This window comes from Pseudarthrobacter sp. PS3-L1 (genome assembly GCF_030063285.1).
GTDB lineage: Bacteria > Actinomycetota > Actinomycetes > Actinomycetales > Micrococcaceae > Arthrobacter.
Map to the genome: position 1 here is coordinate 396,524 of NZ_JASISU010000002.1, position 24,688 is coordinate 421,211.

The 24,688-nt window shown below is 60.9% G+C and carries 22 protein-coding genes; 3 read left to right on the plus strand and 19 right to left on the minus strand.

Annotated features, from left to right (window positions below; all coding sequences use genetic code 11):
• Positions 1–73: 73 nt before the first annotated feature.
• Positions 74–1,039, plus strand: coding sequence for an SPFH domain-containing protein (locus QMG79_RS06260; protein WP_283537720.1), 966 nt, complete (start codon positions 74–76; stop codon positions 1,037–1,039).
• 288 nt (positions 1,040–1,327) lie between these two features.
• Positions 1,328–1,675 (plus strand): RNA polymerase-binding protein RbpA, encoded by a 348-nt coding sequence (locus QMG79_RS06265; RefSeq protein ID WP_283537721.1) that lies wholly within the window; start codon positions 1,328–1,330, stop codon positions 1,673–1,675.
• 97 nt (positions 1,676–1,772) lie between these two features.
• Here the strand turns inward: QMG79_RS06265 and QMG79_RS06270 are convergent, their stop codons facing one another.
• From QMG79_RS06270 to QMG79_RS06355, 18 genes are all read right to left on the minus strand, one after another.
• Positions 1,773–2,501 (minus strand): polyprenol monophosphomannose synthase, encoded by a 729-nt coding sequence (locus QMG79_RS06270; protein ID WP_283537722.1) that lies wholly within the window; start codon positions 2,499–2,501, stop codon positions 1,773–1,775.
• 138 nt (positions 2,502–2,639) lie between these two features.
• Positions 2,640–4,247, minus strand: a complete 1,608-nt coding sequence (locus tag QMG79_RS06275; RefSeq protein WP_283538018.1) for an amidohydrolase — start codon at positions 4,245–4,247, stop codon at positions 2,640–2,642.
• Positions 4,248–4,412: 165 nt separating this feature from the next.
• On the minus strand, positions 4,413–7,307 hold the full coding sequence (locus QMG79_RS06280) for a DEAD/DEAH box helicase (RefSeq protein ID WP_283537723.1): 2,895 nt from the start codon (positions 7,305–7,307) through the stop codon (positions 4,413–4,415).
• Positions 7,308–7,330: 23 nt separating this feature from the next.
• Positions 7,331–8,125, minus strand: coding sequence for a twin-arginine translocase subunit TatC (gene tatC, locus QMG79_RS06285; protein WP_283538019.1), 795 nt, complete (start codon positions 8,123–8,125; stop codon positions 7,331–7,333).
• 48 nt (positions 8,126–8,173) lie between these two features.
• The gene (gene tatA / locus QMG79_RS06290; protein WP_283537724.1) at positions 8,174–8,461 is read right to left on the minus strand and encodes a Sec-independent protein translocase subunit TatA; all 288 of its coding nucleotides are present in this window, start codon (positions 8,459–8,461) and stop codon (positions 8,174–8,176) included.
• Positions 8,462–8,495: 34 nt separating this feature from the next.
• Positions 8,496–8,852 carry a hypothetical protein gene (locus QMG79_RS06295; RefSeq protein WP_283537725.1) on the minus strand — a complete coding sequence of 119 codons (357 nt, stop codon included), beginning with the start codon at positions 8,850–8,852 and terminating at the stop codon, positions 8,496–8,498.
• A 10-nt stretch (positions 8,853–8,862) separates the two neighbouring features.
• A complete protein-coding gene (locus QMG79_RS06300; RefSeq protein WP_283537726.1) occupies positions 8,863–10,866 on the minus strand; it encodes a helix-turn-helix transcriptional regulator in 2,004 nt (667 codons plus the stop codon).
• 91 nt (positions 10,867–10,957) lie between these two features.
• Positions 10,958–11,359 (minus strand): FKBP-type peptidyl-prolyl cis-trans isomerase, encoded by a 402-nt coding sequence (locus QMG79_RS06305; RefSeq protein ID WP_283537727.1) that lies wholly within the window; start codon positions 11,357–11,359, stop codon positions 10,958–10,960.
• A gap of 50 nt (positions 11,360–11,409) precedes the next feature.
• Positions 11,410–12,345 carry an FKBP-type peptidyl-prolyl cis-trans isomerase gene (locus QMG79_RS06310; RefSeq protein ID WP_283537728.1) on the minus strand — a complete coding sequence of 312 codons (936 nt, stop codon included), beginning with the start codon at positions 12,343–12,345 and terminating at the stop codon, positions 11,410–11,412.
• A gap of 101 nt (positions 12,346–12,446) precedes the next feature.
• Positions 12,447–13,811 (minus strand): Pup--protein ligase, encoded by a 1,365-nt coding sequence (gene pafA / locus QMG79_RS06315; protein ID WP_283537729.1) that lies wholly within the window; start codon positions 13,809–13,811, stop codon positions 12,447–12,449.
• Entirely contained in the window at positions 13,811–14,515 is a 705-nt protein-coding gene (gene prcA / locus QMG79_RS06320; protein WP_283537730.1) for a proteasome subunit alpha, read from the minus strand. The genes pafA and prcA overlap by 1 nt, the downstream gene beginning before the upstream one ends.
• Before the next feature lies 1 nt (position 14,516).
• Positions 14,517–15,347, minus strand: coding sequence for a proteasome subunit beta (prcB, locus tag QMG79_RS06325; RefSeq protein ID WP_283537731.1), 831 nt, complete (start codon positions 15,345–15,347; stop codon positions 14,517–14,519).
• A 54-nt stretch (positions 15,348–15,401) separates the two neighbouring features.
• A complete protein-coding gene (locus QMG79_RS06330; protein ID WP_283537732.1) occupies positions 15,402–15,605 on the minus strand; it encodes a ubiquitin-like protein Pup in 204 nt (67 codons plus the stop codon).
• A 101-nt stretch (positions 15,606–15,706) separates the two neighbouring features.
• On the minus strand, positions 15,707–17,305 hold the full coding sequence (dop, locus tag QMG79_RS06335; RefSeq protein ID WP_283538020.1) for a depupylase/deamidase Dop: 1,599 nt from the start codon (positions 17,303–17,305) through the stop codon (positions 15,707–15,709).
• A gap of 50 nt (positions 17,306–17,355) precedes the next feature.
• A complete protein-coding gene (gene arc / locus QMG79_RS06340; protein ID WP_283537733.1) occupies positions 17,356–19,107 on the minus strand; it encodes a proteasome ATPase in 1,752 nt (583 codons plus the stop codon).
• Between the two features lie 69 nt (positions 19,108–19,176).
• Entirely contained in the window at positions 19,177–20,250 is a 1,074-nt protein-coding gene (locus QMG79_RS06345) for a tRNA (adenine-N1)-methyltransferase (RefSeq protein ID WP_283537734.1), read from the minus strand.
• 96 nt (positions 20,251–20,346) lie between these two features.
• Positions 20,347–21,507: a site-2 protease family protein gene (locus QMG79_RS06350; RefSeq protein WP_283537735.1), complete on the minus strand. Its 1,161-nt coding sequence runs from the start codon at positions 21,505–21,507 to the stop codon at positions 20,347–20,349.
• Positions 21,500–22,300, minus strand: a complete 801-nt coding sequence (locus QMG79_RS06355; RefSeq protein ID WP_349357252.1) for an HAD family hydrolase — start codon at positions 22,298–22,300, stop codon at positions 21,500–21,502. Before QMG79_RS06355 ends, QMG79_RS06350 begins: the two co-directional genes overlap by 8 nt.
• A 162-nt stretch (positions 22,301–22,462) precedes the next feature.
• Here QMG79_RS06355 and QMG79_RS06360 point away from each other — a divergent pair, with 162 nt between their 5' ends.
• Positions 22,463–23,365 carry a PAC2 family protein gene (locus QMG79_RS06360; RefSeq protein ID WP_283537736.1) on the plus strand — a complete coding sequence of 301 codons (903 nt, stop codon included), beginning with the start codon at positions 22,463–22,465 and terminating at the stop codon, positions 23,363–23,365.
• Between the two features lie 34 nt (positions 23,366–23,399).
• On the opposite strand, the gene mshC is transcribed toward QMG79_RS06360, so the two are convergent.
• Entirely contained in the window at positions 23,400–24,683 is a 1,284-nt protein-coding gene (gene mshC / locus QMG79_RS06365; protein ID WP_283537737.1) for a cysteine--1-D-myo-inosityl 2-amino-2-deoxy-alpha-D-glucopyranoside ligase, read from the minus strand.
• Positions 24,684–24,688: the final 5 nt, after the last annotated feature.

The window sequence follows — 24,688 nt, forward strand, 5'->3', positions numbered from 1 at the left end:
ACAGTACTCTGCAGGGTCCATAGACCCCGCACAGCCATCCACTTCACAAAGAACCGGGGAATCAAGGAGATATATGGATAACGCAGGAGGACTCGCACTGACCATCGTGCTGCTGGTCCTGATCGTGTTCGTTGTAATAGTTCTGGTCCGATCGGTGCGGATTATTCCGCAGGCCCGGGCTGGCGTCGTCGAGCGCCTCGGCAAATACCAGAGGACCCTCAACCCAGGCCTTACCATCCTGATCCCATTCGTGGACAGGCTCTTGCCGATGCTCGACCTCCGCGAGCAGGTGGTTTCCTTTCCTCCGCAGCCAGTGATCACCGAGGATAACCTGGTGGTCTCCATCGACACAGTGGTCTACTTCCAGGTGACGGATGCCCGGGCTGCTACGTACGAGATTGCCAACTATATCCAGGCCGTCGAACAGCTCACCACCACAACGCTGCGTAACGTGGTCGGTGGCCTGAACCTCGAAGAGGCATTGACGTCACGGGACCAGATCAATGGACAACTGCGCGGCGTCCTCGACGAAGCCACCGGGCGCTGGGGCATTCGTGTCTCACGCGTTGAGCTCAAGGCGATTGATCCGCCCCACTCCATCCAGGACTCGATGGAAAAGCAGATGCGGGCGGAGCGAGACAGGCGCGCAGCAATCCTCACGGCAGAAGGCACCAAGCAGTCCGCCATCCTGACCGCAGAGGGCCAACGCCAGGCATCCATTCTTGCAGCTGAGGGTGATGCAAAGGCAGCAATCCTCCGCGCTGACGGTGAGTCTCAGGCTATTGAAAAAGTCTTCGGAGCAATCCACAAGGGCAACCCAGACCAGAAGCTGCTTGCGTACCAGTACCTACAGACGCTACCCAAGCTTGCCGAAGGTTCCTCCAACAAGCTGTGGATCATCCCCAGCGAAGTGGGCGAGGCGCTCAAGGGAATTGGTAGCGCAATGGGCGGCTTTGCGCCTGAAAATGGCGCCTCGGAGGCGGAAAATGGCCGGACCATCCCGGAAAAGCCGTCTACGCCACCGGCCCCCCGGGTTTGATCTGACCTACGTGCACTAGGTACGTCATCACCGTCGCAGCATCCCAGAAGCCCGCACCCGCCAAGGGTGCGGGCTTCCGGCGATTTTGCGGTGATGCTTTGCGGTCTGCCCAAGGCATCCGTATAATGGGATATTTGTCCGGCCCGTTCATACGTCCTGGAACAACTTAGCTTCGCAGAGCGTTGCATTGAGCATGATGCGACGTCCTGCACATACTGGCGAGATCCTGCACTGCTGGATCGTGCCCGTGCGCAGCATGGCTCCGCACACCAAACAGAGGGAGAAAAGATGAGCGATCGTAGCCTGCGGGGAATGCGCCTCGGCGCGCAGAGCATGGAAACGGAATCAGGCGTCGAGCCAGCCCCCCGCCAGCGTGTGGAATACCGCTGTGAAGACGGCGAGCAGGTCTTCGTGACATTCTCCTCCGAGGCAGAGATCCCCCCGGTCTGGGTGTCCAAGACGGGCAAGGAAGCCCTGCTGGTTGATGGGGAACGCCCCGACAACAGCAACGAAAAAGCAGTCCGTACGCACTGGGACATGTTACTGGAACGCCGGAGCCTGCCTGAGCTGGAACAGATACTGGAAGACCGGCTCACAATCCTGCGTGAACGCCGCGGCGAACGCCGGACAGCCTGACCGGAATTTCACCGGCCAATAAAAGAGGCCCCTGTCCCATCACGTGATGGGACCGGGGCCTCTTTTTTATTCTGTGGGGAGTTCCACGACAGAGGATTCAGGACTTGCCGGTCAGCTTCTTCCAGCGGGCAGCAAGGCCCCAGCGCGTGACGTTGACCATGGCTTCAACAACAATATTTCCGCTCATCTTTGATGCTCCCAATTCACGCTCCACAAAGGTGATGGGGCGTTCAACAATTGTCAGTCCCAGCTTGGCTACGCGCCACGCCAGATCTACCTGGAATCCATAGCCCACAGATTCCACTTGGTCCAGGTTGAGCTGTTCAAGCGTGCCGCGTCGGAACGCGCGGTAGCCACCCGTGACATCCTTGATCCGCAGGCCCAGCATCAACCGGGCGTAGGTACTGCCAACCCGGGAAATGGCCTGGCGGTAGAGCGGCCAGTTCACGACCTTCCCACCCGGGACCCAACGGGATCCCATGGCAAGGTCTGCACCGTTGTCGATTGCTTCCAGAAGGGACGGAAGCTGTTCAGGCTGATGTGATCCATCAGCGTCCATTTCCACTAGGACGTCGTAGCCGGCATCCAGACCCCACCGGAACCCGGCAATATACGCTGCCCCAAGCCCTGCCTTGCCCTGCCTGTGCAGCACATGGACCTGTGCGTCCTCTGCTGCAATGCTGTCGGCCAGGGACCCTGTTCCGTCGGGACTATTGTCATCAACAACCAGGACATCCGACTCGGGCACGGCTGCACGGAGGCGTCCCAGGGTGATGGGAAGTGATTCCAGCTCGTTGTACGTCGGAATGATGGTGAGGACGCGCACTGAAGGCCTTTCCTGGGGGAATGTGAACACGGCACCGAACAGCTCTTGGGAGCAAGAGAATCAGGCGCAAGTTCCAATGATAGCGGCCGAACAGTGGACTTTGCTGTCAACCCGACCGGTGGTGGGCAACCAATGAAGCTACTCAGCAGCAGCTCGGAGTTGTGGCTGGGCGAAGAGTTCGACGCCGTCGCGCACGGTCTGGAGGCAGATGGGGTCGGCACCGGTATCCAAAGCGGGCAGCAGCGGCGTGCGGGCGCGCGGATCAGTGCTCCATGACTGCACTCTGCCATCGGAGACCTGCACCATGAGTTCCTCGACTTCCCAGACCGCGAAACTTGCTGGGGCACCCGGCACAAGCTGCCCAGCCATGGGATCGCTGTAGCGCGCTGCGCGCCAGCCAGCCCGGGTGTGTCCAAGGAACGCCGCCCGTGCCGAGATCTGTTCGTTGGGGGTCCGGTGCTCTATGCAGGCCCGCACACTTGACCAGGGACGCAGCGCCGTCACGGGACTGTCACTACCAAAGGCAATGGGTACGCCGGCTGCATAGAACGAGGCGAACGGGTTGGTCCCGGAGTGCCGTTCTCCGAGTCGCTGGTAATACATTCCCTCGGGTCCGGCCCAGGCTGCATCAAAACCAGGCTGGGCACTGACAGTGACGGCGTAGTGCGCAAGCTGCGCCACGGCTGCAGCGTCAGCCATTTCGACATGCTCAAACCGGTGACCGGCGGCACGGAGACGGTTCTCTCCAACCTCCGTGGCGGCAAGGCTGAGTGCCGAGAGGGCAACGTCCAGTCCGGCGTCCCCGATGATGTGGAATCCGCCCTGGATGCCCAGCAGTGAGCAGGCAACCAGATGCGCGGCGACTTCATCAACTCCAAGGTAAAGCGAACCCCGCTCCCCTGGTGCGTCTGCGTAATCTGCCCGGAGGGCAGCTGTCCGGGAACCTAGTGACCCATCGATATTGAGGTCTCCAGCAAGGCCCCGCACATCAACTCCCAGATCCGACAGGATCGAGGCCGCATGTTCCTTGTCGCGTGCCAGCGCACCCCAGTAGGGCAGTACTTCCGGCAGCGGCAACACCCCGGCAGCCCAACTGGCTGCCACCCGCAGGTCCGCAACTCCACCAATGTGTGGGGCACCCATTTCTGCGACCGCAACGTAGCCATTCGCCGCAGCGTGCTGCAGTGCCGTCCGCTGAAATCCAGCGATAGCTTCCTCCGGGAGCTTGCGTGCCGTGGTGCGCGCCTGCTCGTGGGCGGCCCTGCGGACTACCGCATGCTCACCGTCGACAGCCAACCCCGCGGCAGAGCGCAAGGCCGGAGAAATCAGGGCCGAGTGAACGTCAACCCGGGAGAGATATACCGGACGGCCTCCTGCTGCCCGGTGCAGCTCGTCGCTTGTGGGAAGGCTGGATTCCGCCCATGCTGACTCGTCCCACCCATGCCCCAGGAGGGTTCCGCTACCCTTCCGTGCCGCCATTGAAACAGCATCAAGCAGCTCCGTTGCCGACCGGACGGCATCGAGCTGCAGCGACTCCAGGGCAATACCCGTCTCACTCAGATGAACGTGCGAATCAACAAAACCGGGTGCCACCAGTGCTCCCTGGAGGTCAATTACTTCCATGGAGCTGTCGGTGATGGAAGTAGCTGCCTGCTCGGAACCCACCCACGCCACGACGCCACAGTCCACAAGCATGGCGGAGGCGAAGGGATCAGCTGCCGAATAGACAGATCCATTGCGGTACATCACCACCCCACGGTTCTGCTGGGACGCAGCTGGCTCGGTTGGAAACTGCGGTATTGCTGTGGTCAAAGCGTGACTCCTGAATCGATCAACAGATGACCATCATCCGTTGGAGAGTGGTACGGGCACGGGCATGAAACAGGCCCTGGAACATGGTGGTATCGGGCGTCAGGCCACGGATGAGTAGGCCACGACACCCCGACGGATGCTCCCAATGGCTTCCCGGAAGATCCGGGCCACTCGTGGATCGAGGCCAGGAATTTTCGCCAGCTGATCAAGCAGGTCTATAACTTGCTTGACCCACCGGACAAAATCGCCAGCTGCCAGGTCCGTTCCCTGGAGGACCTCCTGAAGGTGCCGTCCCTTCGCCCACTTGTACAGTGGCCAGACAAGGCCAACGTCGGGTTCCCCCGTGAGCGGGAGCTTATGAGCCTCTTCTGCGTCTTCGAGCGCAGACCATTCCTGGACAAGAGTGTCAACCGAGGATTCAAGGGAAATGCTGGGCATCTTGGGGCGCAGCCCCCGTTCTTCGCGTTTTGCCTGGTAGACCAGGGTCGAGGCGAAAGCGGCTACCTCGACCGCGTCGAGGTCATCAAAGGAACCCAGCCGGAGCACCTGGGAAATCAGCAGGTCCTTCTCACCGTAGATTCTGCGAAGCCTGTGCCCGTCTCGGCTCATGGAAAGCCCACCGTTGGGAACTTTCTCCAGATATCCGTAGCTGGTGAGAAGCTCACAGACCCTGTCGAACGTTTTGGCAATAGTATTCGTCCGGCCCTGGATCTGGCGGACCAGTCCGTCAGTGTCCCGGCGTAACTTCCACCAGCGTTCGGCCCAACGGGCGTGGTCCTCACGTTCGCTGCAGCCGTGGCAGGGATGGGACCGCAGCGCACGCCGCAGCTCAGTGATGCGTCGTTCCTGGTCCGGAGCGGCAGTACTCAGCCCAAAGTCGTCGTTACGCCTGTTGATATTCGCCGGGAGCGGGCGCTCTTCGCGCAGCGCATTCCGAGCTGCCGAGGCGAGGTCGCGCCGGGACTTGGGCACCTTGGAGTTGAAAGCCTTTGGAATCCGGATTCTGGCGACGGGTTCCAGTGGCCCGGCAAGGTCCTCTGCACCAATTCTGCGCAGCTGGTTGTCTAGGGTCAATACGGCGGGCCTGGGCTCGCGTCCGTGGTGGTCAGCATTCAGGACCACTGCCGGTCCTGGAGCACGTCCGCCGGGGACCTGGACTACATCTCCTGGCATAAGCCGGGCAAGGGAGTCATCCACCAGCGACTTACGTGCCCTGGAGGTTGTTCGGGATGCTGCCTTTTCGGCGTCGGAGAGTTCGCGCCGGAGCCGGGAGTATTCGGTGAAGTCGCCCAGATGGCACGTCATGGACTCGGCATAGCCAGCCAGCGCCTCCTCCCGGCTCTTGACCTGCCGTGCCAGCCCAACCACAGAACGGTCTGCTTGAAACTGTGCAAACGAGGATTCAAGGATCTGCCGGGCCCGGGGCCTGCCGAACTGGGCCAAGAGGTTAATGCTCATGTTGTAGGTGGGGCGGAAGCTGGAATTCAGGGGATATGTGCGGCGCGAAGCAAGGCCGGCGACTGCTGCCGGATCGGTCCCGGGTTGCCAGAGGACCAGGGCATGACCTTCGACGTCGATTCCCCGCCGCCCGGCCCTCCCCGTAAGTTGGGTGTATTCCCCCGCTGTAATGTCCACGTGGGCTTCCCCATTGAACTTGTCCAGCTTTTCCAGCACCACGGATCGGGCCGGCATATTGACGCCCAGCGCCAACGTCTCCGTGGCAAAAACCGCACGGACCAGGCCATCTACAAAGAGCTTCTCAACCACTTCCTTGAACGTGGGAAGCATCCCGGCGTGGTGGGCCGCAAAGCCGCGCATCAGGCCGTCGCGCCACGTCCAGAATCCCAGGACCTCAAGATCATCAGGTGGGATGTCTTGGCCAGCTTCGTCCACCCGCTGCGCAATGATGCGCTGTTCGTTCTCAGTGGTCAGCCATAGTCCGGAGGAGACGCACTGCGCCACGGCCGCATCGCAGCCCGCACGGGAAAAGATGAAGGTAATGGCTGGTAGCAGGTCTTGTTGGTCCAGGCTGGCAATGACCTGGGGACGAGAGGCCTTCCGGACGGGGGCACGCTGCTGCGATGTCGCTGGCTTGTCATCGCGCTGACGCTGGTGACGACGCTCGCTCCTACCGCTTTGGCCAAAACGGGTCCGGCTCTTGAGTTGGCTTTCCGAGCGGGCCATGGTCAACAGCTCAGGGTTCACGTCAAAGCCCCGGCGTTCAACAACGGCGGCGGGAGTGTCGCCGTCGCCCGTTGGAGCAATCTCATCAAAGGTGACGTCCCCCGCAAAGAGGTCCACTATCTGCCGTCCCACCATGACGTGCTGCCACAGGGGTACCGGCCGGTGTTCTGAAACGATGACTGCAGTGTCACCGCGGACAGTGTCCAACCAGGCGCCGAATTCCTCAGCGTTGGACACTGTCGCGCTCAGCGATACCACCTGGACCTCGCTGGGGAGGTGAATGATGACTTCCTCCCACACTGCACCGCGGAATCTGTCCGCGAGGTAGTGGACCTCATCCATGACCACAAATCCGAGTTCACTGAGGGTCTCAGAGTCGGCATACAGCATGTTGCGCAGGACCTCGGTGGTCATTACCACCACTGGCGCACCCGAGTTGATGTTGGTGTCCCCCGTGAGAAGCCCGACATTCTCCGGACCATACTTCTGTGCCAATTCAGAATATTTCTGGTTACTCAACGCCTTGATGGGGGTTGTGTAAAAAGCCTTCATTCCACGTTGGAGGGCAACGTAGATGGCGAACTCGCCGACGATTGTCTTTCCAGCACCCGTGGGAGCCGCCACAAGCACTCCCCTGCCGGACTGGAGGGCACGGCAGGACCTCAGCTGGAAATCATCGAGCTCAAAATCCAGGGTCCGCATGAATCCACCCAAGTCGCTGGCAGCATCTGCCCTCCGTTCCGCGTCTGCGCTGTAGCGTTCGGCGGGCGAGAGGGAGTCGGCGGACCAGGGTCCGGAAGTAGTGGACATGGTTCAAGCCTAATGCGCTGCGGCTAGAGTTTTTTCAGGTCAGAACTTGGCGTGGCGATATTCGCTGAGGCCTCGGTCTCCACCGCTTGCTTGGCGGCCCGGCGGTCCCGACGCTTGTCATTGATGATGCACAACCAGATGGCCGAGAAAAACAGGATCAGCAGCGGCGCCGCCAGCAGGAACATGGACAGGGCGTCGGTCCCTGGCGCAGCCAGCGCAGCCAGGACAAACACTAGGAAAATGATGATTCGCCAGGCCTTGAGGAACGTCCGCCCCCGGACGATCCCCGCCATGTTGATGCCCACCAGCAGGACCGGAACCAGGAAAGAGATGCCCAGGATCAGGAACATCTGCGTCACGAACGTCAGGTAGTCCGTGGCATTGATGTTGTTGGCGCCGGTACTGGGAGTGAACTGCAACAGAGCCCGTACGACAGTCGGGAAGACCAGCCACCCGACGTAGATTCCGGCAAGGAAGAGCGGAACTCCAGCACCCATGTAGCCCAGCGTGTACTTGCGTTCCTTCCCCGTGAGTCCGGGGGTGATAAAAGCCCACACCTGGTAGATCCAGACGGGACTGGAGATTACGAGGCCAATTTGAATGGCGATCTGGATCTTGAAGGCGAAGGGGTCCGCAATTGTGGCAAAGTTCAGGACCGCCGTGCGCCCGGTCTCCTCCGCAATGGTGATCAGCGGCTGGGAGAGGTTGTACACCACGGGATCGTAGAGGAACCAGCCCGCGATTCCGGCCAGCACCACGGCAATCGCCGATTTGATCAGTCGGTTCCTGAGCTCCTTGAAATGATCCCACAGCGCCATTCGCCCTTCCGGGTTGGCTTTGCGGCCCTTCGCCTGTGCCACGCTCGGTTACGCGCGGGTGGAGGGGGGAACGTCCGTGCCGTCGGCACCACCGTTGGACGGAGTACGGGGATGGTTGACAACCTTTCCCTCCACCGGACCTTCCGGACCAGCGGCGGCCGCGTCGTCGCGGTCGTCTTTTCCGTCGTTCTTCATTTCCTTGACCTCGGATTTGATGATCCGCATGGACTGACCCAGGCTGCGCGCCATGGCGGGAAGTTTGGGGGCAGCAAAGAGCAGCAGTGCAACCACAATGATAATGACGATGGGCCAGGGGCCATCAAACAGTCGTCCCACGGGGAGTCCTTCCTTCAATTACTTTGACGTTGTTCTACAAACCTATATCGCTCAGGGACTGGAGTTGGTTCCTGTCCCTCCTGCGTGCAACGCGTCGGTCTCGACGTGCTGCCTGTCGTTCAGCCTTAGCGGACTGGTAGTCCTGAAGGCTTTGCACCCGGGAAGCAAAAATCGCTTCCCCAGGCACGGGTTCGCCCGCCTGACGCCGGGTCACGGCTGTGCCCTCCAGGCCCTGTTCATCCGAGAATGTCCCCAGGCGTTCACCGGCTTCCGCCAAATCCTTCATGGTGGCCATGAACTGTCGAAACAGCCGGATACCAAGAAGGGCATAGAAAGAGAGGGAAAGCGCTATCAGCGCAATCCAGATCAGAATCCAGGACCACCACGGCATGTTCGAAAGTCTATCCCGCGTAAAGGTCGATGGCCGCCTCGAGCCAGGCAAGGGACTGCTCGCGAATATCCTCCGGCTCCAGAATCCGAGCGAGTCCGCCATGCTGGGCAACAAACATGGCAGGCCACCCGGCATAGCCAAAGTGGATCTCTGCGAGCACGCCGCCGCCGTCGAGTTCAGTGCGATTCTGCGCGTAGTAGTCCTCAGCCAGCGCCCTACCCCGCTCCGTGAGTTCTACCAGGACCACATCATCGGTGGCGCTGGGCGTAAAGAGCTGGAGGGGTACCCCAGGGTCCTCAGCGACATGTGTTGCAGCCTTCCCGGTCCTTCGCAGTTCGGTCATCCTGTCTAGCCGAAAATTGCGGCGTCCTTCAGCGGAGTGGCACCAGGCCTCCACATACCAGGTGCTGTCTTGCGAAAATAGCCTGAGCGGATCGATGAACCGTTCCGTGCTGGCATCTCGGTGCGCAGAAAAGTATGAGATGCGGACCTGTTCACCATCAGCCAGGGCGGCCTGGAGGGTGTTCAGGGCAGCCATCTCCACGGGCGCTACCGCGGGCGCGGACAGGGTTCCATCCCGGAGTCCAGCATCGCCGGCTGCGGCAGTGAGCTTCAGCAGGAGCGCGTCGAGTGTTTGTTGTTCTGCAACAGCAGGCATTCCGTCCAGGATCCGTACCCCAGCCAGCAACGCCGTTGCTTCCTCGGCCGTGAAGCGAATGGGCCTGGTGAGATCCAGGTCTTGGGTAATGAAAACGTGGTCATCTTCCCACTGAATGTCGAAGAGGTCATCAGGATAGCCTTCCGGCAGGCCCGTACAGATGAGGATGCGGAGGTCAGTTTCGAGTTGCACGCGACTGACACCGAAACGCTGGGCCACCTCCGTAATGTGCAGGCCCTGGTTATGGACCAGGAACGGCACCAACTCCAACATGCGTCGAAGTTGATCCTCTGCGCCATGTGCCTGGCCAGCTGAGGAGCCAGCGGAGGTTATCGCTTGTGACGGTCCCGGAGCTGCGGAAAATTCCGCCGCCCTGCGAAGCCGTTGGAGGACTGCGTCGCGGAGTTCCCGAGGCGCCTCCACGCGAACCTGTGGGCCATAGGAAGCCAGCTCTTCAGCCAGGACGTCTATGTCGCTGAAGGGCACGGCTACCCTGTCAGAGAGCAACCCAGCCTGGCCGACGTCGTCGATCTCCTTTGCATCGGGTTGCGGGTCTTTCGCATCACGCGCGCGCCTGCGGAGTTGCTGCAGGGTGCCGGGCCGCATCCCAAGGATTGCTTCCTGCTGGGGCAACTCGGGGAAGGCTGCCAGGGCAACGCTGATGTTGAAGTCCGACGGCGGGTCGAAGGTTCCCGTTGCCAAGAGATTGACTCCGGTGGTCAGCCGGGACAACCTGAAGAAACGCAGATCCTGGCGGTCACGGTCAAACCCCGCAAGGTACCAGTGGCCAAATCTGCTGCCCACACCCCACGGCTCAACGGTCCTGGTTTTTTCGTGTCCGGAACCTTGCGCTGCGTAGCCAAAGCTGACTGGCCGTCGCAGGTGCATGGCCCTGACAAGTTCGTCGAAAGACTGGCCGGCAGGTTTGATTCTTGGTTGCAGCAGCGCGCCGGAAGCCTGTTCGGTCATTGCTGCGGATGCTTGGACCTTGCGGACAGCTCCAGCCGCTGCGGGTCCGAGCGAAGCACGTTCCCATACCTGGGCCGAAAGCCGCAGCACGGCCCACTCTTCTGGTGTCAGGTGCAGATCAGGAAGTGTGTTGGAATTCTTTCCGATCCGGTACCTGGTGGTGGCCGGATCATCGTGGTGCCACCCACGGTCGGTGACTGTCTCGACATCGAAGCCAAAATGGCGCAGCTCATTTTTGTCCCGCTCGAACATCCGGCCAAAGGTGGCCTCATTGGCCGAGCTCTGCCGGTAAACACTGTGACGAAGCTCGTTCCGGCGCAGCCCGGTCTGGGTGTTCAGAAGCGCCATGAGCAGGTTCAGGAGGCGTTCGGTTCTGGAGGCAGACACGTTGATACGTTACTCAAATCCTGGGTAAAAGCAGAAAGCGCGGCCCCAAGCAGGTAAATTACTGCTCCGGACCGCGCCATGAGGATACTGCCTAGGCGGAACGCAGTCCCACCAGGTCAACAACAAAAATCAATGATTCGTTGGGGCCAATGGCCCCACCGGCACCGCGAGAGCCGTAGGCCATCTCCGACGGGATTTCTAGGCGGCGACGACCGCCCACCTTCATGCCCAGGAGGCCCTGGTCCCATCCCTGGATAACCTGGCCCACTCCGGCCCGGAAATCAAGGGGTGCGCCGCGGCCCCACGACGCATCAAATTCCTCGCCAGTTGACCAGGCCACACCAACGTAGTGCGCCGAGACAGTATCGCCTGCCTTGACCTCTGCGCCTTCGCCCTCGACGATATCGATGATGGCGAGTTCGGTGGGTACCGGGCCTTCAGGGAAATCGATTTCCGGCTTCTGGCGGTCAAAATCTCGCTGACCAAATGACATGGATACTCCTAAAGGTAGATCTGCTGGGAGAGGGTGAGGGTGGATCAGAATTACTTGGCACCCAGGATATCGACGACAAACACAAGGTCGCCCTTGGCATCACCCTGACCAGCTTCACCGTATGCCAGGTCCTGGGGAATCACCAAGAGGACACGGGAGCCCACGGTCTTCCCCACGAGGCCCTGTCCCCAGCCCTTGATGACCTGGTCCAGACCGAAAGTGGCAACTTTTCCGCGGTCATAACTTGAATCGAACTTGGTTCCACCCGCCAGGGTCACCCCTACGTAGTTCACGGTGAGCGTATTGGACGCTTCGACAACTGCGCCCTTGCCCGTAATGAGGTCCTGGGAGATGAGCTCTGTAGGAGCGGCGACGCCATCGACGTTGATTTCGGGGACGCCGTCAGCGTTTTCGGTGACGGTAGGGAGACCGGCAGGGGGCGTCACAACATCACCCTCAGGCTTTTCCAAAGCAGGCGTGGCATCTGCGGTGCCAAGAAGCTTGATGACCAGAAGCTGTGTCGGCGAGGCGGTGCCGCCCTCGGTGGTTGCGGGCTGGCCGGGGACGGCAAACGCGAAGTAGGAACCGACCTTGGAACCGACCAGGGCGTTGTAGATGGCTGGATTCCCGGTCTTCAGATCCTCGTCAAGCTCCAGGGCCTCTGAACCCTTGGGGAAGGTGTCTTCAAGGGTGCTGCCGTCCGTACCGTTGACGGCAAGGATGGAAATCTGGGTGACCTGCGTTTCCTTAACGACATCGCCGTCACCTTCCTGAACCATCTTGATGGTTGGCTCAGTGACATCGAGGGGCTTGTCGAACTCAAGCCCAGGTGCCGTGGAATCCCCGTTATCGGTGAGTTTCAGCGAATCCAGCTTCGAAGTATCACCAGCTGACACGCTGCTGGGCTCGGGATTGGATCCACCGTTCCCCCCACAGGCAGTGAGGAGGAGAAGTGCGGGTAGGAGAATGGCAAGAAGTCGGCGCACGTAAAAATACTTTCGTCGGGGCTCGGGGAGACCGAGGCGGGGCCCATTGGGCACATGTTGCTGCCAACAGTCCCCTCCATCTTAACCCTGCAAGCTGGGAGTCAGCCCATAGAAGCCAGTAGCGCGTCCACCCGTTCATCATGGTTTTCAAATGGGTCCTTGCACAGAATGGTCTGGTGTGCCCTGTCATTGAGTTTCAGATGAACCCAGTCAACTGTGTAGTCCCTGCCGAGTTCCTGGGCGCGACGGACGAAGTCACCGCGAAGTTTTGCCCTGGTGGTCTGCGGAGGTGAATCCACTGCGGCCTTGATGTCTGTCTCTTCGACCAGTTGACGGACTGCCCCGCGGGCCTGCAGGAGATAGAAGATCCCACGACTGCGGGAAATATCATGGTAGGTCAGGTCAATCTGGGCTATGCGCGGCGCGTCGAGGCCCAGCCCGTGCCGTGACATGTAACTGTCCATGACCTTCTTCTTGATGGCCCAGTCAACTTCTGTATCAATGCTGCCGGTATCCCCTGATTCGATGGCGTCCAGGGTCCTCTCCCACAGATCCAGGATGAGCGGAACGTGGGGCGTGTGGGCGCCGTTTTCTGCGACAAAGGCAGTGACCTTGGCAAGGTACTCCCGCTGGATCTCAAGGGCTGTGAGCTGCCGACCATTTGCCAGGCGCACTAGAGCCTTGCCGCTGAGGTCGTGGGAGATCTCCCGGATGCTGCGGATCGGATTTTCCATCCGCATGTCCCGCATGATGACCCCTGCTTCAATCATGCGCAAAATGAGGTCAACTGTCCCAGTCTTGAGAAGCGACGTTGTCTCGGACATGTTGGAGTCTCCCACGATAACGTGGAGACGTCGGTAGAACTCTGCGTCCGCGTGTGGCTCATCGCGGGTGTTGATGATAGGCCGCGAACGCGTCGTGGCAGAAGATACACCCTCCCAGATGTGGTCCGCCCGCTGGGAAAATGCAAAGGTGGCTCCCTGCGGTGTCTTGAGGATCTTTCCCGCACCGCAGATCAGTTGCCGGGTCACCAGGAATGGGATAAGGATTTCTGCCAAACGGGAGAACTCGCCCCGCCGGGGAATCAGATAGTTTTCGTGGCTGCCATAGGAGTTGCCGGCCGAATCCGTATTGTTCTTGAAGAGGTAGACATTGCCGTTAAATCCCTCGGCTGCAAGTCGTGACTGAGCCTCCTGGACGAGGTCTCCCAGAATCAACTCTCCCGCCTTGTCATGGGCAATGAGCTGGTGCAGGTCATCACATTCGGCTGTTGCATATTCCGGGTGGGAACCGACGTCGAGATACAGGCGTGAACCATTGGTGAGGAAGACATTCGAGGACCGCCCCCAGCTCACCACTTTGCGGAACAGGTAGCGAGCTACCTCCTCAGGTGCGAGCGGCCGTCCCTCGTGGCTTGAGTACGAGATTCCAAACTCTGTCTCAATGCCAAAAATCCTCTTGTCCATCAGACCTCCCCGGTCAGTAGTGCCACGAGTTCTCCATCGTCCAGACGGCGGAAAGCGCGACGCGTGCCAGCGTCGCGATGCACGGATCTTTGCAGAACGGCGGCTTCGAGTGCCTCGGCGGGAAGAGCCGGAGCGCCCGCAGGCGTCAGCCCCGCGGCAGCGAGGCGGACGGCCGCGGACATGGTCATGCCGGCGTTCCACCCATCGGTCATTACGGCAGCAACATTTTCCGCGAGCCCGCCCATGACAATGAAGTGGTGCTCATCTGCAATGGACCCATCAAAGGTAAGCCTGTACAGGTGGTCCTGGGCCTGGGTAGTTCCCACCTCAACAACCGCCAATTCAACTTCAAACGGTTTCTGTTCGGCGGTAAAGACCACGCCGAGGCTCTGTGCGTAAACACTCGCCAGTCCCCTGGCTGTCACGTCTTCGCGATCGTAGGAGTAGCCACGGACATCGGCGTACCGGATGCCTGCCTGCCGGAGGCTCTCGAATTCGTTGTATTTCCCGACTGCAGCGAAGGCTATGCGATCGTAGATCTCGCCGATCTTGTGCAGTGACGGCGATGGATTTTCGGCCACCAGGGCTATGCCATCGGCACAGCTGATCACCACAACCGATCGACCGCGGGCAATACCCTTCCGGGCAAAGTCTGCGCGGTCCTTCATCAGCTGCTCGGGCGAAACATAAAACTGCTGGGTCATCTCATGCCTCCCTGCTGGCGATACTGCGGGATGCAATCAGGGCGGATGCCACTGGCCCGAGCTCAGCCTCGGAAATACGACGTACACCGTCGTGGGTAACGGAGTAGACAACGGGCCAGATCTGGCGAACGGCGTCAGGACCGCCAGTGGCGGAGTCGTCGTCCGCCGCATCGTAGAGCGCTTCAATGGAAACGGCGACGGCCTCGGCCTCGGAAAGTCCGGGACGCCAGATCTTTTTGAGTGCTCCGCGGGCAAACACCGAGCCGGAACCGACAGTATGGTGCTCCTGCTCCTCGTAGCGCCCGCCTGTGACGTCATAGGAGAAAAGCCTGCCAGCTCCAAGTACCGTATCGAAGCCTGCGAACAGCGGAACCACAGCAAGTCCTTGGAGCGCCATCGGTAAGTTGCCCCGGATCATCGCGCCCAGGCGGTTCGCTTTGCCGTCCAGGCTGAGGCGGGTGCCCTCGATCTTTTCGTAGTGCTCCAACTCAACCTGGAACAGACGCGTCAGGTCCAGGGCAATGCCGGCCGTTCCTGCGATTCCGAGGACGGAGTAGTGGTCTGCTGGGAAGACCTTTTCGATATGCCTGCTGGCAATGACGTTGCCCATGGTGGCACGCCTGTCCCCCGCCATCAGGACACCACCGGAAAAAATCAGCGCAACAATGGTGGTTGCATGCGGCGCCTGCACAACGGGAAGGGGAATCCGCGAATCCTGGACAACCAGCCCGCCATCGCCGAACGGAAGAAGTTCGGGACGGTCACGTCGAAGGTGCTCTACGAACGACGACGTCGCGTTGGCGGCTATTCGATCTAGCGACCTGTCCTGCACGGGTGTACTCCTCTTTCTCGGTAACGCCGGCACCACGCGGGGTCCCGCAGAAGCCTATTGACCGCCCTTTTGGACAAAGGCGCGAACAAATTCCTCAGCGTTTGACTCCAGCACGCCATCAATTTCGTCAAGGAGGTCGTCAACGCCTGCCGTGGCGGCGGACGCCTGGGCTTCCGGGACAGTAGGCGGCGCCTCGGGGAGATCCTCGTCCACCTGGTTCTGGTGCGACTGGGGTTGCTGCTGTTCTTGACCGGCCATGATGACTCCTTCTCATTGACCCCCGTTGTCCAGGGATCGGCTCATGTGTTCATAGTGTCACGATGACGGCTCTCACACGCGCTGTTCGTTGCGGAAGCAGCTCACTTTCCGAGGAGTTCAGCCAGGAAAGGTTCCGTCTCCGTGTGCCTGGCGAACAAATCGCCGAGAAGGGCCTCGGTTCCGCGCAGTGGCTCCCGCGTGGGCACCCGCTGGAGCCTACTGTGACCGGGTACATCGAAGATTACCGAGTCCCAACTCGCACCCACCACGTCTTTCCCAAACCGGCTGATGCTTCTTCCCCGGAAAAATGCACGCGTATCGACAGGCGGTTCCAGGACTGCCCGAGAAATAGCCGCAGGATCCACAATGCGTCGCATCCGGTCCCTGGCCAACATCCGGTGGTACAGACCCTTCTCGGGCCGGATATCGGACCATTGCAGATCCACCAGGCCCAGCCGTGCGTCGTCCCACGCAAGGCCGTCCCGTTGCCTGTAGCCTTCCAGCAGCGAAAGTTTGGCAAGCCATTCAACCGATGAGGAAGCCGTGTCCCTGCTGCTTTCCAATGCCGTAAGAGTGGCGGCCCACTGCTCCAGGACGGCGTGGGTATGTCCGTCGCCGTGGAGCGGATCGGCAACGCCTGTCTCCCAAGCAAGTTCTGATGCTGCGCGATGGTACATCCACTGGATATCGAGCGCACTGACACGGCGACCATCGATCAGCCGGAGAGTCCCGCTGAGTTCGGTGTCGTGGCTGACGGCCTGCAGCGTCGCAACCGGCTCATGGACTTCAAGAACCGGCGCACGTCCCGCCTCAATCAGGCTCAGGACCATTGCCGTTGTCCCGAATTTGAGATAGTTGGCAGTCTCACTGAGATTGGCATCCCCGATGATTACGTGCAGGCGGCGATACTTCTCGGCTGTGGCATGGGGTTCATCCCGGGTGTTGATAATGGGGCGCCGGATGGTTGTCTCCAGGCCAACCTCGGCCTCAAAAAAATCGGCACGCTGGCTGATTTGGTAACCGGGCGTCGAATTGTCCTGCCCCCGCCCCACGCGTCCCGCACCACACATAATCTGACGAGTGACAAAAAACGGCGTCAATCCAGCGACGATGTTACTGAAAGGCACAGAGCGTGGCATGAGGTAATTCTCGTGGGAGCCATAGGAGACGGATTTGTTGTCCGTATTGTTCTTGTACAAATTGATGGGCGGCAGTTCTGGATCCTCGGCCAGCCGCCGAACGCACGCCAGCGCCACAAGATCTCCTGCTGCATCCCACGTCAGCGCGTCGCGCGGATTGGTCACCTCGGGACTGGAATATTCGGGATGTGCGTGGTCGACGTATAGCCGTGCACCGTTACCGAGAACCATGTTCATCAACATGGATCCAGACTCGTCCTGCCCGTCAAGCTCAAGATCCGGCCTGCCGTACGCCAGCGCTACTGCCTCCGCATCGAGCACGGGGGGCTGGTCAGTGAGTTGGCTGGGGTGGGCTGAATCGCGATTCTGGCTCCAGCCGCGGGCATCATGCAGTGGCTCTTCATCCGTGTAGTCCCACCGTGCCTCAGCACCGCCCGCTGCCCGCTGTCGAGTCACATGGGCATAGGCCTGGACCACCCTCGCTGACATCATGGTGGCGTTCGCACCGGGTGCCGACGGCGCGTGGATCCCATATTCTGTCTCGGCTCCCATGACCCGCATGGCACCGCCCACCGGGAGTTCCGGCGTCGTACCTCCCCCTACCCCCGCTGTCACAGGTACTGGCCGGTGTTGGGAGCAGTCTCGATGGCCTTGCCTGGTTCCTGCCCAGCCTTACCCTGCACGATAGTGCGGATGTAGGTGATACGTTCACCCTTTTTCCCGGAGATCCTGGCCCAATCGTCGGGGTTGGTGGTGTTGGGCATGTCTTCGTGCTCACGGAATTCGTCCACCACGGCACGCAGGAGGTGTTCAATACGCAAACCACGCTGCTGAAGTGTCAGGAGATCCTTGATGGCGTATTTCTTCGCCCTGTCCACCACGTTCTGGACAACGGCACCCGAGCTGAAGTCCTTGAAATAGAGCATCTCTGTATCACCGTTGGCGTAGGTGACCTCAAGGTACTCATTGGCCTTGTCCGTGGAATACATGGCCTCCACGGTCCGCTGGATCATGGCGCCCACTGTCGCGGTTACGTCTCCGTCATACTCGGCCAGGTCGCTCTCGTGGAATGGCAGGTCCTTGGTGACATACTTCTTGAAAATCTCAGCTGCTGCTTCCGCGTCCGGACGCTGGATTTTGACCTTCACGTCCAGGCGGCCGGGCCGGAGAATCGCAGGATCGATCATGTCCTCGCGGTTCGAGGCGCCAATGACAATGACATTGTCCAGACGCTCAACGCCGTCAATTTCGCTGAGGAGCTGGGGAACAATGGTGGTTTCGACGTCGGATGAGATTCCGGTGCCTCGCGTGCGGAACAGCGAGTCCATCTCGTCGAAAAAGACGACGACAGGGCTGCCATCAGACGCCTTTTCCCTGGCCCTGGCAAAAATCAGCCGAATATGGCGCTCCGTCTCGCCGACGTACTTGTCCAGCAGCTCAGGACCCTTGATGTTCAGGAAGTAGCTCTTCAGGTCAACGTTGCCAGCCCGTTCCGCTGCCCGCGCTGCCAGCGAGTTCGCTACCGCCTTGGCAATCAGTGTTTTTCCGCAGCCCGGCGGGCCATAGAGCAGGATGCCCTTGGGCGCCTTGAGCCCGTGTTCGCGGTAAAGGTCCGGGTGCAGGAACGGCAGTTCAACGGCATCTCGAATCTGTTCGATCTGGGGGCCTAGTCCACCGATATCCTCATACGTGATGTCCGGGACTTCCTCCAGCACCAGGTTTTCCACCTCTGAGCGGGGAACCTTTTCCAGCGCATGACCTGTCCGGGAGTCCATGGAGAGGGCGTCACCGACACGCAGGCGTTCCGAGCGTAGTGCTCCACTGAGGCGGATGACCCGCTCGTCATCCGTGCGTCCCACCACCAGCACGCGGTCGGTCCCCATCAGTTCCTTGATGGTCACGAGTTCGCCTGCCCGTTCATATCCCAGACCGGCAACAATCAGCAGCGCCTCGTTCAGGAGCACTTCCTGCCCAGGTGCCAGCTGGTTGATGTTGACCAGGGGACTGATCCCAACACGCATCTTTCGGCCGGCATTGAAGATGTCGGCTGTTTCCTCGGCCACGGCCTGGCCGCTGCCCCCAGCAGGAGGCTGCACCCTGGGATTGACCTGGAGGACGGTTCCAAAGCTGTAGGGCGGCTGGCCCTCCTGATCCAAGGCATTTTTAAGTCGCGTGATCTCGGCTTTGGCCGTCTCCAGCATGGACACCAGCTTGGTGTTGTTCTGGGATGCAGCGGCAAGTTGCCGGTCAACATTCCGGAGCTTGTCCCGGAGGATATTCATCTGCCGGTCTGCCACTGTGAGCTCGCCGGACGTTCCCCGATCAGCGGGTGTCTGTGCGGGTTCCGTGTTGGGGTTATCCATGCTGCCTCAGCCCTTTCCTGCGCTTCTTATAAGACCTTAGCCACACCCTGACAACGCTGCCGGGCCATCCTAGGATATGGACTGATCTGTTTCTACTGCTTCATCTCTAACGTTCGTGCCAGCGATTGCGTCCCTTGCGGCGCGGCGCAGCTTTTTGTCTGACACAGCCCGTTCACCCACGGCTCCCGGGGTCCAGGCATTAACGTCCTCTTCCTTGAAGTCGGTCTTTGAGGGCCGTCGCTTCAGCGAAATGCCCGTCACCCCGTCCGCCAACCGGCGGGTTACCAGCAGGAAACCCGTGTGGGCAACCATCCGATGATCCGGACGGACTGCGAGTCCTTCAAGATGCCAGCCACGAACCATCGATTCCCAGGCATCAGGATCGGTGAAGCGACCGTCAGCCCGGATGGCCTCAGCGGTGCGCGAGAGCTGCGTGACAGTCGCAACGTAGTTGATCCACACTCCGCCCGGAGCCAGCACCGTGGCTACTGCATCCAGGCATTCCCACGGTGCAAGCATGTCAAGGACCACGCGGTCCACGGACCCTGGTTCTTCACTGCGGACCACTTCGTCCTGGAAATCACCGAGTGAAATTTTCCAGGCCGGGTGAGGACCACCGAAAATAGTTTCCACATTGCCCCGGGCAATATCAGCAAACTCCTCACGACGTTCGAAGGAATGCAGGTAGCCGTTGTCCCCCACTGCGCGCAGCAGGGAGATCGACAGTGCTCCAGAGCCTACACCGGCCTCCACCACACGGGCCCCAGGGAAGATATCGGCCATGGTCACAATCTGTCCGGCATCCTTCGGATAGACCACCGCGGCGCCGCGCGGCATCGACAGGACAAAGTCAGAAAGCAACGGACGAAGTGTCTGGTACTGCTGGCCCACGTTATTCACCACCACAGAGCCGTCGGGTTGACCGATGATTTCGTCGTGGTTGAGGAATCCGCGGTGTGTGTGGAACGCCCCGCCACGCTCTAGCGTCACCGTGTTCATCCGACCACGCTCATCAGTGAGCTGGACGCGTTCGCCTTCGCGGAAAGGACCGCGACGCCGGGCAGCCCCAACAGCCTGCCCTGAGCCGGCTGCCGTGCCGGTGGGCGTTTCTGCGCCGGCTGGGGTGTCGATCTCGCGGTTCATCAAAATGTCCTCACTGTGTCAATCCTGCTGTGTCGATCCTGCGGTCCGGGCGAGCCCGCGGACCATTGTCCGCTGGGCACCGACCGGCACGTAACTCTACCGGTTCGGGGTTCTGCCGGCTGCACGTGAGCGTATCCGCTTGCCTGTGATCGCACCGAGCACGTCATCCTGAAGGAGGAGCCCGGTGACTTCTCCTGCACTGTCGACCACGGCATACTCTGTTCCTTCAATGCCGGAGAGAAAAGTGATCAATTCCTCGCCCTGGGACCACCCTGGCACGTACGCTCCCTTGCCCAACGGCCGGCTGACAGCTGTGATGGGAGTCGTGTCGGCCATGGCCGGCGGAACTGCGTTGATCGCTGCGGCGTCAACAACGCCCTGCGGACGGCCGTCGGCACCACACACAACCGTTTCCGACCTTCCGTTGCCGGACGCTGCCAAGACGTGCGCCACCGTGGACCACGCGGGGAGCCCAATGGCGGAACGCGACAGGGAATCAGCGCGGACGAGGGGAAGGCGCTGGCGCATAGCTCCCTGGGCAATGGCGCCAGAAGCACCCAACCATAGGAACGAGCCGACCAAAAGGGTAATCAACAGAAGGCTAAGGTCCGGCGCGTTGCCGCTGATGACGGGCAAAGCGATGAACCAGACCCCAAGACCGACCACGATGATGCGTCCAGCCCAGCCTGCGGCAACTGTACCTTTGGCCTGGCTGCCGGTGATCTTCCAGACAATGGACTCCACAATCCGGCCGCCGTCCAGGGGCAGGCCCGGCAGTACGTTGAAAATACCGATCAGCAGGTTCGCCCACATGAAGATATTGGTCAGAAGCTCTGCGACGCTGGGTAGCGAAGCGGACATCAGGACCAGCCAGGCACCCAAGGCCAACACAATATTGGTGGCGGGACCCGCAAGTGCCACAACCACGGAACGTCCGGGGGTAGCTGTGAAATTTTCGAACTGGGTGTGTCCGCCCCACAGATTCAGGACAATCTTTTCGGTAGGCCACCCGAAAACACGTGCGCTCAGGGCGTGGGCAAGTTCGTGAACCAGAACCGAGATGAGCAGGAGCACAGCGTAGGCGAAGGCTATCGTGTAAGCGGCTGATCCCAGAGCAGGATTGTTTCCCTGCAAAACGGGCCCGTACACCACAACCGTGAATGCGGCAATGATGAACCAGGACCAGGCAAGGGTGACGGGAACGCCGAAGATCTTTCCCAGGGGAATGCCTTCACGCCGGGTGCCAGCCTCAGCCACGCTGAACCCCTGGGGACGACTCCGTGCGGGACGGTCCGGCTTCACGTCCAGATTCGGCTGCGGGCCCGCCCGCCTCGGGCAGTGCCGAGGAGTGACGCTGCGCTGCCAACGCCTCAAGGTCTGCGACTGTCCGCCCAGCAAGGGTGTCCCACATGGCGTGTCGGGAATCTTCTGGCAGCGCGATGATGTGTGGAACAGCTACTGTGACAACCCCGGATGCTACGGCCGCGGCGACGCCGGGTACCGAATCCTCGATGGCGACACAGTGGTGGAGCGTCAGGGCCGGATCGGTCCGTTGCAGGGTAGCCACGGCCGAATGGTAGGCCTCAGGGTGTGGTTTCCCCTGCGTTACCTGGTTACCGGTGACCAGGAATTCAAAGTACGGTGCGGGGAGAGCGGCCACAACTTCCCGGGCCAGCGGCTCTTCCGACATGGTGACAAGGGCACAACGGATCCCCGCTGAGTGCAACTGGTCCAGGAGTTCGCGGGCCCCGGGACGCCATGGCACGTTCTCCCGGACGCGAGCAACCACGGTGTCCGTCAGGGTGTCGATGATCTCCCGGACAGAGAGCGCAACACCGGCCTCCTGAAGGATTCCGGCGGAGAAGACCAACGACTGTCCTACCAGCTGGAGGGCCTGGCTGTGGGACCAGGTTCCGCCGTGGGCCTCTACCAACGCCCGTTCGGCGGCAATCCAGTAGGGCTCGGTGTCCACGATGGTGCCGTCCATGTCCCAGAGGACCGCACGAAGAAATGTACCGGAAAACGCGGAGTCCGCGGCAGGCAGATGCATGAGGCCAGTCTACGGCTGGACCCTGGTCCCTTCCGTTCCGATACGCCCATGGCGTAGCCGCGGAAGCCGCTCCCCCGCGGCCCTCCGGGAAACGCGGTGAGCGAGGGTGCGGAGGTAGCCGCTGTGACGCACCCAGGCAGGTCTTCGACGTAGGCTGAGGGGATGAACAGCTTCGACGCAGACACCACACCAGGCGCCACGCCCGAACCTGAGAAGCTTCTGCTCCCGGTTCCAGAGGGTAAGCGCATCACCGTGATGCTCGCAGCGTTTGAGGGATGGAATGACGCAGGCGAAGCAGCAAGCGATGCGCTGCGCTACCTCAGCAAATTATGGGACGGTAAGAAGGTCGCATCGATTGATGCAGACGAATACTACGATTTCCAGTTCACCCGGCCATCTGTCCGCCGGACATCCTCCGGTGCCAGAAAGATCAAGTGGCCCGCAACACGAATCCACAAGGCGTCGGCACCAAACACCAACGTCGATGTGATTTTCGTCCAAGGAGCAGAGCCTTCCTACAAATGGCGTGCCTACACAGCTGAGCTCCTCCTCCAGGCCGAAAGACTCAACGTCGATTACGTGGTGCTAGTGGGCGCCCTGCTGGCCGACGTGCCGCACACTCGACCCATCCCCGTCAGTACCACGTCTGATGACGCCCAGGTTCGGGAACGCATGAACCTTGAGGCTTCCCAGTACGAGGGCCCCGTGGGTATTGTCGGCGTCCTCGGCGAGGTTGCCCTGCTGGCGGGCCTCCCGACCATTTCCCTATGGGCAGCAGTCCCGCACTACGTCGCACAGGCGCCTTCTCCCAAGGCCCAGCTGGCACTGCTTAATAAGATCGAAGAACTCCTGCAGGCTCCCATGGAAAACCATGAGCTCACCGAAGAGGCCGATGCCTGGGAGCGCGGTGTTGATGAGCTGTCGACCGAAGATCCCGAAATAGCCGCCTACGTCCGGCAGCTCGAGGAGGCAAAGGACACCGTGGACCTTCCTGAGGCCAGTGGTGAGTCAATCGCCCGTGAGTTTGAGCGCTATCTCAAACGTCGCGGCAAGGACAAGAACTAGCGTCGTTGCCGGCGCTGGCTCCTGCCCCACGCCCCTAGGCCGGGATGAGCTCAATGCCTAGCAGCGCGTCCAGTGCTTGAGCTATCTGCGCGGCCTGCGCCGCATCAGGTATCGAGCCTGGGGAAACTCCAGCAGCCCATGCGTCCACTGCAGCAACAGCAGTAGGTGCATCAAGATCGTTGGCCAGCGCCTCCCTGATGGCCTGGACCACCGGAGCCGCTGAGCCTGCCCCGGTGCGGCCAAGTGCTGTTCGCCAGTTTTCGAGCCGCTCATTGGCAGCACGGAATCCTTCGTCAGTCCAGGACCATTCCGTGCGGTAGTGATGAGCAATGATGGCCAAGCGGATCGCTGCAGGGTCTTCGCCAGCAGCTCGCAGCCGGGACACCAACACCAGGTTGCCCTTGGACTTGCTCATCTTTTCGCCGTCCAGTCCCACCATCCCCGTGTGCGCATAGTGCTGGGCCAAGGGAACCCCTGTCAGGGAATATGCATGCCCTGCACCCATCTCATGGTGCGGGAACACCAGGTCAGACCCTCCGCCCTGGACGGTCATTGGCGAAGCAAGGTACTTCTGGGCGATGACTGTGCACTCGATGTGCCAGCCTGGACGGCCGTCACCAAGCGAGTCGCCATCCCAGCGGGGTTCTCCGTCACGCGCCACGCGCCACAGGAGAGGATCAAGGGGCTGTCGCTTTCCTGCCCGTCCGGGGTCGCCGCCCCGTTCGGCAAAGAACTCCAGCATGGCCGGTTCAGTCAGGCGCGACACAGAGCCAAGTGTCCACCCGCCGTCGTCGGCCGACATTTTTCCTGCCGCGTCGACGTCGTAGTACACATCACCGTCAGGTTCTCCATCCACGCCCGACACGCGGTAGGCCACACCGTCGGCTATCAACTTCTGGACGGCCGGAACAATGTCAGGAATGCTCTCGACTGCTCCAACATAATGATCCGGCGCCAGGACGTTCAGGGCCTCCATGTCTTTGTGGAAGAGCTCAATCTGACTGGCTGCAAGGTCCCGCCAGTCAACGCCGGTGGCCGTGGCCCGCTCCAGCAGGGGATCATCTACATCCGTGACGTTCTGTACGTAGGAGACAGTTTCACCAGCGTCGCGCCAGGCTCGGTTCAGCAGGTCAAAGGCCACGTACGTGGCCGCATGACCCATGTGGGTGGCGTCATACGGTGTGATACCGCACACGTAGAGCGATTTGGCCCCAGAAATATCGAGGACCTGTTCACCGCCCAAGGTGGTATCGAAGAGGTGTACGGCCGGCATGGAGCCGGACAGGGCAGGAACGGGGCGGGACATCCAGGGTTTCACAGGAC

What these genes read in the sequence shown, in the direction of transcription:
- QMG79_RS06260 (WP_283537720.1), top strand. Translation starts at nt 74, where the DNA reads ATGGATAACGCAGGAGGACTCGCACTGACCATCGTGCTGCTGGTCCTG.
- QMG79_RS06265 (WP_283537721.1), top strand. Translation starts at nt 1,328, where the DNA reads ATGAGCGATCGTAGCCTGCGGGGAATGCGCCTCGGCGCGCAGAGCATG.
- QMG79_RS06275 (WP_283538018.1), bottom strand. Translation starts at nt 4,247, where the DNA reads ATGTACCGCAATGGATCTGTCTATTCGGCAGCTGATCCCTTCGCCTCC.
- QMG79_RS06280 (WP_283537723.1), bottom strand. Translation starts at nt 7,307, where the DNA reads ATGTCCACTACTTCCGGACCCTGGTCCGCCGACTCCCTCTCGCCCGCC.
- tatC (WP_283538019.1), bottom strand. Translation starts at nt 8,125, where the DNA reads ATGGCGCTGTGGGATCATTTCAAGGAGCTCAGGAACCGACTGATCAAA.
- QMG79_RS06295 (WP_283537725.1), bottom strand. Translation starts at nt 8,852, where the DNA reads ATGCCGTGGTGGTCCTGGATTCTGATCTGGATTGCGCTGATAGCGCTT.
- QMG79_RS06305 (WP_283537727.1), bottom strand. Translation starts at nt 11,359, where the DNA reads ATGTCATTTGGTCAGCGAGATTTTGACCGCCAGAAGCCGGAAATCGAT.
- pafA (WP_283537729.1), bottom strand. Translation starts at nt 13,811, where the DNA reads ATGGACAAGAGGATTTTTGGCATTGAGACAGAGTTTGGAATCTCGTAC.
- prcA (WP_283537730.1), bottom strand. Translation starts at nt 14,515, where the DNA reads ATGACCCAGCAGTTTTATGTTTCGCCCGAGCAGCTGATGAAGGACCGC.
- QMG79_RS06330 (WP_283537732.1), bottom strand. Translation starts at nt 15,605, where the DNA reads ATGGCCGGTCAAGAACAGCAGCAACCCCAGTCGCACCAGAACCAGGTG.
- dop (WP_283538020.1), bottom strand. Translation starts at nt 17,305, where the DNA reads ATGCGGGTCATGGGAGCCGAGACAGAATATGGGATCCACGCGCCGTCG.
- arc (WP_283537733.1), bottom strand. Translation starts at nt 19,107, where the DNA reads ATGGATAACCCCAACACGGAACCCGCACAGACACCCGCTGATCGGGGA.
- QMG79_RS06345 (WP_283537734.1), bottom strand. Translation starts at nt 20,250, where the DNA reads ATGAACCGCGAGATCGACACCCCAGCCGGCGCAGAAACGCCCACCGGC.
- QMG79_RS06355 (WP_349357252.1), bottom strand. Translation starts at nt 22,300, where the DNA reads ATGCATCTGCCTGCCGCGGACTCCGCGTTTTCCGGTACATTTCTTCGT.
- QMG79_RS06360 (WP_283537736.1), top strand. Translation starts at nt 22,463, where the DNA reads ATGAACAGCTTCGACGCAGACACCACACCAGGCGCCACGCCCGAACCT.